The 12,100-nt window shown below is 74.1% G+C and carries 11 protein-coding genes; 3 read left to right on the forward strand and 8 right to left on the reverse strand.

What is annotated here, in order from left to right; translation table 11 throughout:
• Window positions 1–24: 24 nt before the first annotated feature.
• The 4 genes from ACFP3U_RS11450 to ACFP3U_RS11465 form a co-directional block, all read right to left on the reverse strand.
• Window positions 25–399, reverse strand: a complete 375-nt coding sequence (locus tag ACFP3U_RS11450; RefSeq protein ID WP_380225260.1) for a DUF4229 domain-containing protein — start codon at window positions 397–399, stop codon at window positions 25–27.
• A 113-nt stretch (window positions 400–512) separates the two neighbouring features.
• On the reverse strand, window positions 513–1,040 hold the full coding sequence (locus ACFP3U_RS11455; RefSeq protein ID WP_380225261.1) for a GNAT family N-acetyltransferase: 528 nt from the start codon (window positions 1,038–1,040) through the stop codon (window positions 513–515).
• 87 nt (window positions 1,041–1,127) lie between these two features.
• Window positions 1,128–2,498 (reverse strand): MFS transporter, encoded by a 1,371-nt coding sequence (locus ACFP3U_RS11460; RefSeq protein ID WP_380225262.1) that lies wholly within the window; start codon window positions 2,496–2,498, stop codon window positions 1,128–1,130.
• Window positions 2,499–3,025: 527 nt separating this feature from the next.
• The gene (locus tag ACFP3U_RS11465) at window positions 3,026–3,583 is read right to left on the reverse strand and encodes an ATP-binding protein (protein WP_380225263.1); all 558 of its coding nucleotides are present in this window, start codon (window positions 3,581–3,583) and stop codon (window positions 3,026–3,028) included.
• 563 nt (window positions 3,584–4,146) lie between these two features.
• On the opposite strand from ACFP3U_RS11465, the gene ACFP3U_RS11470 reads away from it, so the two are divergent.
• Window positions 4,147–4,809, forward strand: a complete 663-nt coding sequence (locus ACFP3U_RS11470) for a sigma-70 family RNA polymerase sigma factor (RefSeq protein WP_380225264.1) — start codon at window positions 4,147–4,149, stop codon at window positions 4,807–4,809.
• Complete coding sequence (locus tag ACFP3U_RS11475; protein WP_380225265.1) at window positions 4,806–6,044, forward strand: zf-HC2 domain-containing protein; 1,239 nt, start codon at window positions 4,806–4,808, stop codon at window positions 6,042–6,044. The genes ACFP3U_RS11470 and ACFP3U_RS11475 overlap by 4 nt, the downstream gene beginning before the upstream one ends.
• 20 nt (window positions 6,045–6,064) lie before the next feature.
• Here ACFP3U_RS11475 and purU read toward each other — a convergent pair whose 3' ends face one another.
• Both purU and ACFP3U_RS11485 read right to left on the reverse strand, forming a co-directional pair.
• Window positions 6,065–6,931, reverse strand: coding sequence for a formyltetrahydrofolate deformylase (gene purU / locus ACFP3U_RS11480; RefSeq protein WP_380225267.1), 867 nt, complete (start codon window positions 6,929–6,931; stop codon window positions 6,065–6,067).
• Between the two features lie 147 nt (window positions 6,932–7,078).
• Window positions 7,079–7,513 carry an SCO4402 family protein gene (locus tag ACFP3U_RS11485; RefSeq protein WP_417466412.1) on the reverse strand — a complete coding sequence of 145 codons (435 nt, stop codon included), beginning with the start codon at window positions 7,511–7,513 and terminating at the stop codon, window positions 7,079–7,081.
• A gap of 256 nt (window positions 7,514–7,769) precedes the next feature.
• On the opposite strand from ACFP3U_RS11485, the gene ACFP3U_RS11490 reads away from it, so the two are divergent.
• Window positions 7,770–9,068, forward strand: coding sequence for an ABC transporter substrate-binding protein (locus ACFP3U_RS11490; protein WP_380225269.1), 1,299 nt, complete (start codon window positions 7,770–7,772; stop codon window positions 9,066–9,068).
• Between the two features lie 85 nt (window positions 9,069–9,153).
• Here ACFP3U_RS11490 and ACFP3U_RS11495 read toward each other — a convergent pair whose 3' ends face one another.
• Together ACFP3U_RS11495 and ACFP3U_RS11500 are read right to left on the reverse strand one after the other, a co-directional pair.
• A complete protein-coding gene (locus ACFP3U_RS11495; RefSeq protein WP_380225271.1) occupies window positions 9,154–10,359 on the reverse strand; it encodes a hypothetical protein in 1,206 nt (401 codons plus the stop codon).
• A gap of 174 nt (window positions 10,360–10,533) precedes the next feature.
• Window positions 10,534–11,910 carry a tetratricopeptide repeat protein gene (locus ACFP3U_RS11500; protein WP_380225272.1) on the reverse strand — a complete coding sequence of 459 codons (1,377 nt, stop codon included), beginning with the start codon at window positions 11,908–11,910 and terminating at the stop codon, window positions 10,534–10,536.
• Window positions 11,911–12,100 lie beyond the last annotated feature (190 nt).

A 12,100-nucleotide genomic window follows, 5' to 3' on the forward strand; every position in this document is an offset into this window, starting at 1 on the left:
CGTCCTCCGGCACGGTGGCGCGGGTCAGTTCTGCGGGGCCGCGGCGGTGGGGCCGGCGGCGGGCTTGGCGGCCGCGGCTCGGACGGCGTCGTCCACGGCGTCCTCCTCGGCGGCCTGCTCGGCGAAGCGGGAGGCCGTCCGGGTCCGGATGCCGTCCACCCGGCCGGAGATCTCGGCCGACATCTCGTCACGCTGCCGGCTGAGCAGCACATAGCTGAGCGGCGCCGAGGCGACGGCGGCCAGCAGGAAGAGGAAGATCACCCCGGCCTCCCCGGAGACCGGAATCACCTGGAAGTGTCCGAGGATCAGCGCGACCAGCAGGCAGCCGAGGAACACGGAGACCCGCATCGAGGTGTAGCGGAGTGTGGCGTGCGACTTCTTGCTCACCTTGCTGCTCACCGGGGGGACACATCCTTCACTGCGCTGGGACCGGGCCGGGCCTCCAGTGAAGCATGCCTGACGGCCCCGGCGGGGAACGGGTCCCGCCGGGTACCGCCCCCGCACCGGCGTGATCAGCGCAGGTCGCGCCACATGATCACGTCGTCGCGGTCGTCGCCCGGCGTGACCCGGATGGTGCCGGGCACCCGGCCGACCTCGACGTAGCCGCTGCGGAGATAGAAGGACTCCAGGCCGAGCCCGCCCCGCACCTGGAGCTTCAGCCCGTCCAGGCCCCACTCCCGGGCGATCCGCTCGGCCTCGGCCAGCAGCGCCGCGCCGTGGCCGCGCCCCTGGAGGTCGGGGTGGACCATGACCTTGGAGAGCAGCCGCCAGTGGTCCATCGGCCCGAACCGCATCGATTCGAAGAGCAGCAGCGCGGCCAGTCGGCCGGTCCCGGCCTCCCGGGCGATCAGCAGCCGGTCCGGTCCGGCCGGGGCGAGTCCGGCGAGCTGCTTCTCCCCGGCCGCCCGGACCTCCTCCTCGGTCACCTGCCGGACGAAGCCGATGGCGCCGCCGGCGTTGCTGGCGGCCGTCCACAGGCTGGTGATCTCGGCGCGCAGGCCGGGGTCGAGTGCGGGGTCGAGGGTGAAGATCAGTGCCATGGGCCCGGAGCCTAGTCACCCCTTACGACAATCCTCCGCCCCCTTCTCCCCTCGCCCTTTTCCCCTCACCACAGGGCGTGGACCGCCTCACGCCACCGCCGGAACCGCGCGCTCCGGCCGCACCGTCGCCCGCAGCGCGAGGCAGAGCAGCACCGCGACGGCGCAGAGCGCGCCCGCCACGTACCAGGCGAGGTCGTAGTCGCCGAGCGCGTCCCGGGCGAAGCCGGCCAGACCGGCCACCGCGGCGGCCCCGATCTGGTGGCAGGCCAGCACCCAGCCGAAGACGATCGGCGCGTCCTCCCCGAAGTGCCGGCGGCAGAGCGCGACGGTCGGCGGCACGGTGGCCACCCAGTCGAGCCCGTAGAAGATCACGAACGCCAGGATCGGCGGCTCCAGCGAGCCCGCGAACAGTTCCGGCAGCACCAGCAGCGAGATCCCGCGCAACCCGTAGTAGACGACCAGCAGCCGCCCGGCGTCGAAGCGGTCGGTGAACCAGCCGCTCGCGACGGTGCCGATCACGTCGAACACGCCGATCAGCGCGAGCAGGCTCGCCGCCGTGGTGACCGGCAGGCCGTGGTCGTGGGCGGCCGGGATGAAGTGGGTGCCGACCAGCCCGGCGGTGGTCGCCCCGCAGATCGCGAAGGACCCGGCCAGCAGCCAGAACGCCCGGCTGCGGGAGGCGTCCCGGAGCACCCGCAGCGAACGGGCCAGCGCCCGCCCGTCGGCCGCCGGGGCGGGCGGGGCCTCGGTCGCGCCGTAGGGGAACAGGCCGAGGTCGGCGGGCCGTTCGCGCATCAGCAGCAGCACCGGGACGGCCACCGCGCTGGCCGCCAGCGAGACCACCACGACCGCGGAGCGCCAGCCGTGCTGCTCGACCAGCCAGGCGCCGAGCGGCAGGAAGACCAGGTTGCCCGCCGCCCCGGCGGCCGTCAGCACGCCGGTGACCAGGCCCTGCCGGGCCCGGAACCAGCGTCCGGTGATCGTGGTGGCGAACGCCCCGGCCATCGAGCCGCTGCCGAGGCCCACCAACACGCCCCAGCACAGCACCAGTTGCCAGGGCTGACGCATCAGCATGGTGAGGCCGGCGCCGACCGAGATGGTCAGCAGCGCGCAGACCACCACCAGGCGGACGCCGAACCGGTCCATCAGCGCCGCGGCGAACGGCGCGGTGAGGCCGTAGAGGGTGAGGTTGACCGAGGTGGCGCTGGATATCGTGCCCATCGACCAGCCGAACTCGGTGTGCAGCGCGTCCATCATCAGGCTGGGCGCGGAGCGGAATCCGGCTGAGCCGAGCAGCACCAGCAGGGAGACGCCGGCCACCACCCAGGCGTAGTGCACCCGGGGCGCGCGGGCGGGCGCGGGGAGCGCGTCGGCGGTTCCGGTGGCGGCCGAGGCTCCGGTGGGGCTCGCGGATCCGGCAGGACGCGCCGGTCCGGTGGGGTCGTTCGGTTCGTTCACGCGGCCGAGTCTCCCGAAGGGGCCGGAACGCGACGAGGGGCGGGGCTGCCAGCTTTCGTCGGAATCGGGCCAACGAGGGGCGGGAACCGGCCGACCGGAAGCCGCGGTTCGGCGAACAGGCCGGGTGGCCGGAAAGGATCGCCCGCGTCGGGCGGATCGGATGGCGGCGGGCCACGTGCGCCCCGAGCACGTCACGGCCGGCCGCCATCCAACCTCGGCGCACGGGCCCTGAACCCGTGCGAAGCCCTCCGCACTCGCCGAGGAACCGGTGCTCGACCGGCCCAGCCTGCGGCCCCCCTGCTGGCGTGATCCCCCTGGACAGCAGCACCGCGGCGGCGTTCGGGTGTCCCTCGGCGTCCCCTCGCGACGGAGAGCTGGACCCAAGCGTGATCAGTCGGATACGTCACGTCAATGGGTTGTCAGAAATTCGGAATGGTTGCGTCAACTTTCGGCCCGGTGATCACCGGGCCTGACAACGCCCCATGACAGCGCCCCACGACGGCGGCCAACGGGTCACCACTGGACGCCTACTGCGCGAGGGCCGCCCAGTCGACGGCGGCCAGCGGGTCCACCGGCCGGGCGTCCGGGCTGATCTCGCACCAGACCCGCTTGCCCGAGCCGTCCGGGTACCAGCCCCAGCGGTCGCAGAGCAGCTCGACCAGCTCCAGTCCGCGTCCGTTGGTGGCGTCGACGTCCGCGCCCGCGCGCCGGGGGGCGGGGGCGATCCGGCTGGCGTCGGCGACCTCGACCCGCAGCGGACCGGCCGTCACCGCCGCGCACACCCCGCCGGAACCGTCCGAGGACCCGGACGCGGCACCGGCCGAGGACCCGGACCCGGTTGGTGAACCGCCCTGAGCCGCGCCCGGGAAGTCGCCGAGCGGGAAGCAGAGCCGCAGCACGGCCGGACACCCGGTGTGCACCACGGCGTTGGTGACCAGTTCGGAGACCACCAGCACCACCGTCTCGGCGATCGGCGCGTCCGGGTCCACCCCGTGGTTGAGCAGCCGGGAGCGGACCCACCGGCGGGCCCGGCCGACCTCGGCGGGGTCCGCCTGCACCGCCAGCTGCACCTGAAGAACCTGCACCGCTCCACCACCCGCACTCGCAGTTCGGCACCGTCTCGACCGCGCCCTGGTCGCCCGGTCGGCCCCGGCACCCACCGGGCCGCCGTCCGCCGGGCCGTCGTTCGCCGGATCTCCGCACGTCACGCCAGGTACGGCGCGCCCGTGCCACCTCGTCCGTCGCGCACCGGCCGCGACACGAATACGCCTCAGGATGGGTCGGCGGGCCGACCGCAGCAAGCGCTTCGGGCATATTCCAGCGATCGGGGGACGGGGCAGGGCATACTGTCCCGCTCACTCTGGCGAGCCTCGGACCGGCGATCGTCCGGCCCGGCCCGACCGGCCCCGGACGCCGAGGCGAACCTACCGCCGTCCGCCCCTCGCGCCGCGCCCGCCACTCGCGAACCACCCGTGCGACATATGTCCAACCACCTTCGAACAGCGCAACCGCGGGATCGGCGGCAGATCCCACGATCGGACGATCCGAAGCACCGGCCTCCGTTCTTCCGCGAATCGCTCCGCCGCCCGAACGCCCGGGATAGCGTGGGACGCGTCAGCGGTCGGTCCGGCAGAAGGGGTGGTGACCGGTGGCCAGCACCGACGGCGCCCCGCGCCGGGACGAGCAGCTGCAACGGCGCCTGGCCCGCGGCGAGGAGACCGCCCTCGGCGAGCTGTACGACCAACTCGCCCCGATGGTGCACGGGTTGGCGGGCCGAATACTGGCCGACCAGACCGCCGCGACGCAGCTGACCCGGGAGATCTTCGCCCACGTCTGGGAGCACCCCGAATCCTTCGACCCGTCCTGCGGCTCGCTCCGCTCCTGGCTCGGCGCGCTGACCCACCGCCACGCGGTGGACCGCCTGCGGGCCCGCCGGGCCGAGGAGACGGGCTTCGCCGGCCCCGACGAGGAGGACGAGATCCGCACGGTGGCCACCGCCGCCCGGGTCCAGTACGTGGTCGCCGCGCTGCCGCAACCCCTCCGTGAGACCATCGCGGAGTCCTACTACGACGGCCGCACCTACCGGGAGACGGCCCGTCGGCTCGGGATCAGCGAGCAGGCCGCCAAACAGCGGATGCGGCTGGGCCTGGCCCTGCTGTCCACCGAGTTGGAGCAGGAACGCGAGCGGCAGCGAGGCCCCGTCCCGACGGCCGACGAGCCGTGGGGCTGGCATCGTACGGCTGGCGCCGGGAGCACGGACGGGCCGCGGGTGGAGGAGGACGGGCAACGGACGGAGGGCGGAGGGACGTGACGATCACCGACGAGCGGCACGAGGCGCTGCGCTCGCTGCTCGGCGCCTGGGCCCTCGGCGCCGTCCCGTCCACCGAGGCCGCCGACCTCGAACTCCACCTGGCCGGCTGCCCGCAGTGCGCCGAGGAGGCCGGCCGACTCCGCGAGGCGGCCGGCTGGCTCTCCGTCGAGGAACCGCTGGACCAGCCCGGCGCACTGCGCCAACAGGTGCTCGACTGGTGCCTGACCCGCCGCCCGGCGGACCTGCCGGTGCCCGCCTGGGGCATGCCGTACACCGCCGAGACCGCCAAACTCGACGCCCTGCTGCGCGACCTCGGCCCCGAGGAGTGGCAGGAGGTGGCCGAACTCCCCTGGCACGGCGGCACCGAGTACCTCCGCCCGGCCGAGGTGCTCTGCCACCTCGCCGCCGTGGACGGCTACCTGGCCGTCGCCCTCGGTCTGCCCGACCCGGTCCCGGGCGGCCCGGTCCCCGACGGCGGACCGCGGGCCGCGCGCCGGGTCCCGCCGCAGGAGGCCCTCGGCCCGAAGGTTCCCCGGGTGCCGCCGCAGACCGGCCCGCCCGGGACCGGCCCGCGCTGGGCCCGGATCGCCGAACGCACCGCCCGGCTCACCGCCGAGCAGGCCGGCCAGCCGCCGCAGCGGGTCCGCGCCCGGTGGCGCCGGCACTGCCACGAACTGGTCCGCTCGGCCGCGCTCGTCCCGCAGGGCAACACCCCGGTGGACTTCGGCTTCGCGACCGTCCCGCTCCGGGACGCCTTCGTCGACCGGGCCTTCGAGTGCTACGTGCACGGCGAGGACGTCGCCCGCGCGGTCGCCTACCCGTACGACCCGCCGACCCCTCAGCACCTGCGGCAGATGATCGACCTGGCGGTGCGGATGCTGCCGCTCGCCCTGGCCCGGCTGCTCGCCGAGCACCCCGCGCCGGCCGGCGCGGCGTTCGGCCCCGCCGACGGGCGGGCGGACCGCTCCGGGCCGGGCGACGGGCGGCGGAGCGGCCGGCGGATCCGGCTGGTGATCGACGGTCCGGCGGCCGGCGAGTGGCTGATACCGCTGGACGGCCCGGACGCCGGTCCGCCCGGCGGCGAGCCGGTGGCCACGATGGTGCTGGACGGGCTGGAGTTCTGCCAGCTGGCCGCCGCGCACCGCGACCCGGACCGGCTGCCGGTCGGCGAGCACGGCGACCGGGCCGCGATCCGCGAGGTGCTGCGCGCGACGCCGCTGCTGTCCCGCCCTTAGGGCGCCCCGACCTCAGCCGCTCAGGCGAAGACCACGGTCCGGGTGCCGTTCAGCAGCACCCGGTGCTCGCTGTGCCACTTCACCGCGCGGGCCAGCGCCTGGCACTCGACGTCCCGGCCGAGCGCGACCAGCTGGTCCGGGGTGGTGTCGTGGGTCACCCGGGCCACCTCCTGCTCGATGATCGGGCCCTCGTCGAGGTCGGCGGTGACGTAGTGCGCGGTGGCGCCGATCAGTTTCACGCCCCGGACGTGCGCCTGGTGGTACGGCTTGGCGCCCTTGAAGCTCGGCAGGAAGGAGTGGTGGATGTTGATCACCTTGCCGGAGAGCGCCGTGCAGAGGTGGTCCGACAGCACCTGCATGTAGCGGGCCAGCACGACCAGCTCGACGTTCTCCTTGGCGACCAGGTCCAGCAGCTGCTGCTCGGCCTCGGCCTTGGTCTCCCGGGTGACCGGGATGTGGTGGAACGGGATGCCGTAGCCCTCGGTGAGGTCGCGGAAGTCGGTGTGGTTGGAGACCACCGCGGCGATCTCCACCGGCAGCGCGCCGATCCGGGTGCGGAACAGCAGGTCGTTCAGGCAGTGGCCGAACTTGCTGACCATGAGGACGATCCGCAGCTTCTCCTCGCTCGGGTGGATCTGCCAGTCCATCCCGAACGAGGCCCCGATCGCGGCGAAGCTGGCCCGCAGCTTGTCGACGGTCACCGGCTCGACCGCGGAGAAGTGCACCCGCATGAAGAACAGCCCGCTGTCCCCGTCACCGAACTGCTGGCTGTCGATGATGTTGCACCCGGTCATGAAGAGGTAGCTGGAGACCGCGTGGACGATGCCCTGCTTGTCGGGGCAGGACAGCGTGAGGACGTACTGGGCGCTGGCCGGCTGCTGTTCCACGGTGGGGGTATCCCGTCCTGAGCTCGTGCTGGTGTGAATGCTCCAGCGTGTCACACTCCGGGACGCCCCCCGCCGGGCTGCCCGAAGTGCGGGACGGGCCGGTCCGCACCGGGCGCCGGACGTCCGGACACCCGGTCACCGGGCCGGTCAGACCTGGGTCAGGATCCGCAGGATGTCCAGCGAGCGCGGCGGGGCGTCCGGGTCATCGCCGTCGTTGGCCGCGAGCAGGACGTGCGCCTCGCGGGCCGCCCGGACCGCCTCCGGCCAGCCGGGGTGCTCCAGGTAGACGGCGGCCGGAGCGTCCGCACCGACCTCGTGCAGGATCTGCACGACCCGCAGCACCGCGACGTCCACCAGCGTGGCCTCGGCGGAGTCCCGGAAGATCGTGCCGACGTACTTCTCGGCGGACCAGCGGTCCAGCCAGGTGTCCTCGACCAGGCGGTAGACGGCGTCGGTCACGTCGCCGTACCCGGCGCGGCCGGCCAGCCAGGCCTCCCGCTGGAATCCGGGGTCGGAGAGCATGTGCAGCGCCGAGCGGAGGCGGGCCCGCCAGCGCCACCAGGGCAGGTCGTTGAGCGGCATGCCGCCCATCGTGCTGGAGCGGTGCCCCGGACGAGAAGGGTTTCGGGCAGACCGATACGAAGATTCTGTGCTCGCGGACATGGAGATGGATCGTACGTTCCCCCACCGTTCGTGCTCCACTCCGGATCTACACGCGTTCCCCCCTGGAGTTCCGCACCCGTTTGTCGGTTGTTGGTTTTACGGCCCTCTCGGCTTGCGGCGCCGGGGATTGGCTGGATCCGGTGGCGCAGCCGAGCGCCCAGGGAGGGAAGGATCCATGACCAGCCGAAGAGGCTCGTCCCAGGCCGTGCACCCGATCGCGGGACGGCGCCGCCGGCGCCCGATCGCCGCCGCCGCGACCGCGGCGGCCCTGCTCCCCACCCTCTTCTCGGCCTCCGCGTGCGGCGGACCGGCCGGTGCCGCCACCGGCAGCGGCGAGCTCACCGTCATGACCTGGGCACCGTCCGGCACCGGCTCGACCGACCGCCCCGGCATGACGGCCCTGGCCGAGGCCATCGGCCGGGACATCAACGCCAAGGGCGGCCTCAACGGCCGCCCGCTGCGGGTGATCACCTGCAACGAGCACAACACCTCCGACGGTGCCAGGGCCTGCGCGCAGCAGGCGGTGGACGCCAAGGCGGTCGCGGTGCTCGGCTCCTACAGCCAGTACGGCGACGACTTCATGCCCGCCCTGGAGCGCGCCGGCATCCCGCTGATCGGCGGCTACGGTCTGTCCCAGCCGGAGTTCAGCAGCCCGCTGTCCTACCCGGTGGGCGGCGGCATGCCCGCCCTGATCGGCGGCAGCGGCCGTCAGCTGGTGGAGGCCGGCTGCAAGGCCGTCTCGGTGATCCGCCCGGACACCCCGGCCGGCGACAACCTGCTCGGCTACCTGGGCAACGCGCTCAAGCCGGCCGGGATCAAGCTGCTGGACGTCAAGGCGCCGGAGAAGTCCAGCGACTACAGCCCGGTGGTCCGCAAGGCGATCGGCGCCGACCAGGCGGGCAACTGCGTCACCAGCGCGCTGGGCGCCGAGCCGACCGGCAACCTGCTCGACGCCTTCCGCCGGACCGGTGCGAAAAATACCCGGATCGCCTCGGTGATCGGCAGCGTGCAGCAGTCGGTGGTCGACTCCACCGGCGGCGACAGCGGCCCGCTCGCCGGCGCCTTCGTGACCGGCTGGTACCCGCCGGAGTCCGCCAGGATCTGGGACTCGCTGCGGGCCGTGATCCGCGCCGACAGCACGGGCCGGCCCATCGACGCCGCCGACCCCGGGGTGCAGACCACCTGGGTCGCCTACGAGGTGTTCCGGCAGATCTCCGAGCGGCTGACCGCCGCCGGGCGGGCGGTCACCAGCAAGACCGTGACCACCCTGCTGGACGGTGGGGAGCAGATCGACGTGGGGCTCACCCCGCCGTTGAACTGGGCCACCACCAACATGCTGCCGAGCACCGAGTCGCCGCGGCTGGTGAACACCTGGGTCACCTTCCAGGTGGTCAAGGCCGGGCAGCTCACGCTGCAGCGGCCCGGCTTCGTCGACGTGCGCTGGGTGCTCACCGGGGGCAAGCCGCCGGCCTGAGCCGCCGCGTCCGCCGGAGGTGTACCGCGAGGGCCCGACCGCACAGCGGCCGGGCCCTTCGTCGTTCAGGGGAACGCCCGGAGGCTCAGAGGTCGCCGTCGGTGCGGGTGGGCAGGGCGGTCTGGCCGGCGACGGTGTTCCAGAGCCCGGCCGCCTGCTTCTTGGCCGTGGTGGCGGTGCCGCTCGCCGCGACCGCGTTCTTGTAGTGCTGGTTGTCGTTCTTCTTCGGGTCGCAGCCGCCCTGCGCGTCCCCGGCCCAGGCCGCGTACTCGTCGTCCGCGGTCGCCGAGGCCGCCCACGCCGCGTTCAGCTGCTCGACCAGCTGCGGACCGCCGGGCAGCTTGTCCGTCTTCAGCCCGGACAGCTTGCTCTGCAGGTCCCGCCGCTGGCCCGCCGCGGCGGTCAGCGCCTGCTGCGACTCGGGCAGCTTCTCGCACTTCTGGACCGAGGCGACCGCGCCGATCACCGCCTGCCGGCTGTCGTTGGCGGTGCCGAGCAGGTCGGAGAGCGCCTGGGCCTGCGCCTTGACCTCCGGGTTGACGGTGGCGGTGGTCGGGGCGGCGCCCTGGGCGGTGGCGGCGGTCGTACCGCTGCCGGTGACCGCGGGGGCGGCCTTCTTCTCCGCGCCGGACTTCTCGTCGCCGCCGTTCACCACCACCGCGACCAGCACGGCCGCCGCCACGCAGCCCGCCACCACGCCACCGATGATCAGCTTGTTGTCGGAGCCCCGGCCGCCCCGGCCGCCGTCCCGCCAGGTCTGGACCTCGCCCGGGTGGTCCCCGCCGGCCGGCGGGTAGCCCTGGAAGCCCGGTGCGGGCCGGTCGCCGTAGCCCTGCTGCGCGGGCTGCCAGCCGCCCGCGGCCTGCGGGTCCGCGCCCGGGTACGGCGGCAGGTACTGGGTCGCCTGGGCCGGGTCGGCCGGGTGCCCGGGCTGCGGCGCGCCGCCCCACGCCGACGCTGCGCCGCCCGGCTGGGCCGGGATGGCCTGGGTCGGCAGCGCGCTGTCACCGAGGTAGTCCGGGTGCCCGGACGGCTGCCCGGCCTGCTGCCCGGGCGCCTGCCCCGGGTGCGGGCCGGCCGGCCCGCCCGGGTAGGGCGCGGCCTGCTGCCCGCCGTACGGCTGCCCCTGCGGCTGGCCGGGGTGCGCCCCCGGCTGCTGGACCGGCTGCTGGACCGGCTGCTGGCCCTGCTGCGGCGCCGGCTGCTGGCCCTGTGGCTGACCGGGCTCCGGGCGGAACAGGTCGTCCAGGTTGAAGTCACCGGAGTTGGGGTACGAGCGGCGCTGGCTCAACGCGATTCCTCACCTGTGCACGACCGCGCGCTGACGGCGGACCACATCTCGTCGGTTCTTGGGAGCATCACAGTTCCTTGGACGTCGCGCCCACGCTACCGGTTCACCGAACCGGCCGACCACGTGGGCGGTCCATCCCTCACCGTCCCCGCACGCTCCCCGCCGGGCCCCCGGTCAGGCGGCCTCCGCCTCCGCCCTGGCCTGGAACTCGCGGACCACCCGCTGCTCCCGGTACGGCTCCAGCCGGCGGCGGAACTCGTCCAGGTACTCCACGCCCCGGTTGGAGCGCAGGCCACTCAGCAGCCGGACCGCCTGGGCCCCCGTCTCGCAGGCCCGCTCGACGTCCCGCTGCTGGAGCTGCGCGGTCGCCAGCAGGACGAGGTCCACCGCGCGGCGCCGCACCCGGGTCGGCGGGTGCAGGTCGAGCGCCCGGCGGGCGTAGTGCTCGGCCGGGCCGGCCTGTTCGAGGTCCCGGTGGCAGTGGGCCAGCTCGTCGGCGAGGTAGGCGTCGTCGAAGTGGACGATCCAGTCCGGATCGTCCTCCGGGCGGCGCTTCTCCATCATCTCCAGCGCCCTGGCGGCCACCGCCTCGCAGGCCCTGGCGTCGCCGAGCAGCGCGTGACCGCGCGCCTCCGCCGCGTAGAACATCGCCATCGCGGTGGGGGTGGCCACCGTCCGGGCGCCCTCCTGGGCGGCCCGGGCGAGCTGGGCGATCTCCCGCGGGTTGCCCAGGGTCGCCGCCAGGTGGCTCATCGAGGCCGCCAGCACGTACCCGCCGTAGCCGCGGTCGTCGGCGGCCTGGGCGAGGCGCAGCGCCTGGATGTAGTACCGCTGGGCGAGGCCGGGCTGGCCGGTGTCCACCGCCATGTAGCCCGCCAGCTCGGTCAGCCGCGCGACGGCGGCGAAGAGCTGCCGCCCGGTCTCCTCGCGGTAGGAGCCGCCGAGCAGACCGGAGACCACGCTGTTGAGGTAGTGCACCACCACCGGGCGGACGTGCCCGCTGCCGAACCGGTGGTCCAGGTCGACCAGCATCGCGGTGGTCGCCTTCACCGCCGCGACGTCGGTCGGGCCGACCCGGGTGCCGCCGGTCCGGGCCACCACCGGATCCGGCGGGGTGATCAGCCAGTCCCGGCTGGGCTCGACCAGCGCGGAGGCCGCCACCGTCGCCCCGGTCAGGAAGTCCCGCCGGCCGACGTCACTGCGCCACAGTTCACAGACCTGTTCCAACGCGGCGCCCAGCGTCGGCGCGAACTGCAGCCCGATGCCGGAGCTGAGGTTCTTGCCGTCCGCCATGCCGATCTCCTCGACCGACACACTGCGCCCCAGCTTGCGGCCGAGCGCCTCGGCGATCACCGCCGGGGCCTGTCCGCGCGGTTGCTGGCCGCGGAGCCAGCGCGCGACGGAGGTCTTGTCGTACCGCAGATCCAGACCGTGCTCGGCACCGCAGAGGTTGACCCTGCGTGCCAGTCCGGCGTTCGAGCAGCTGGCCTCCTGGATCAGCTGCTGCAGGCGCTCGTTGGGCTGTCGTGCGACAAGTGGTCTCGCGGCCATTGGGCTTCGCCTCCCCACACCCTCCGGACGCGGCCGGCGGGCGACGCTTTCTGCTGATCTCTGTTGCCGAGTTGCCGACTGTCCGACCGTTCAAGGAAACTGACACCAGGTTAGCGATCAGCAACGCCAGCGGGATACCCACGGTGACGATCCCCACCCCCCACGCGCCCGGCAGAATGCTCCCGTGCGC

The organism is Kitasatospora misakiensis, assembly GCF_042656005.1.
In the GTDB taxonomy this organism is placed as follows: Bacteria; Actinomycetota; Actinomycetes; order Streptomycetales; family Streptomycetaceae; genus Kitasatospora; species Kitasatospora misakiensis.

Coding starts and splice junctions, on each gene's coding strand:
- ACFP3U_RS11455 (WP_380225261.1), bottom strand. CDS start 1,040: ATGGCACTGATCTTCACCCTCGACCCCGCACTCGACCCCGGCCTGCGC.
- ACFP3U_RS11485 (WP_417466412.1), bottom strand. CDS start 7,513: ATGCCGCTCAACGACCTGCCCTGGTGGCGCTGGCGGGCCCGCCTCCGC.
- ACFP3U_RS11490 (WP_380225269.1), top strand. CDS start 7,770: ATGACCAGCCGAAGAGGCTCGTCCCAGGCCGTGCACCCGATCGCGGGA.
- ACFP3U_RS11500 (WP_380225272.1), bottom strand. CDS start 11,910: ATGGCCGCGAGACCACTTGTCGCACGACAGCCCAACGAGCGCCTGCAG.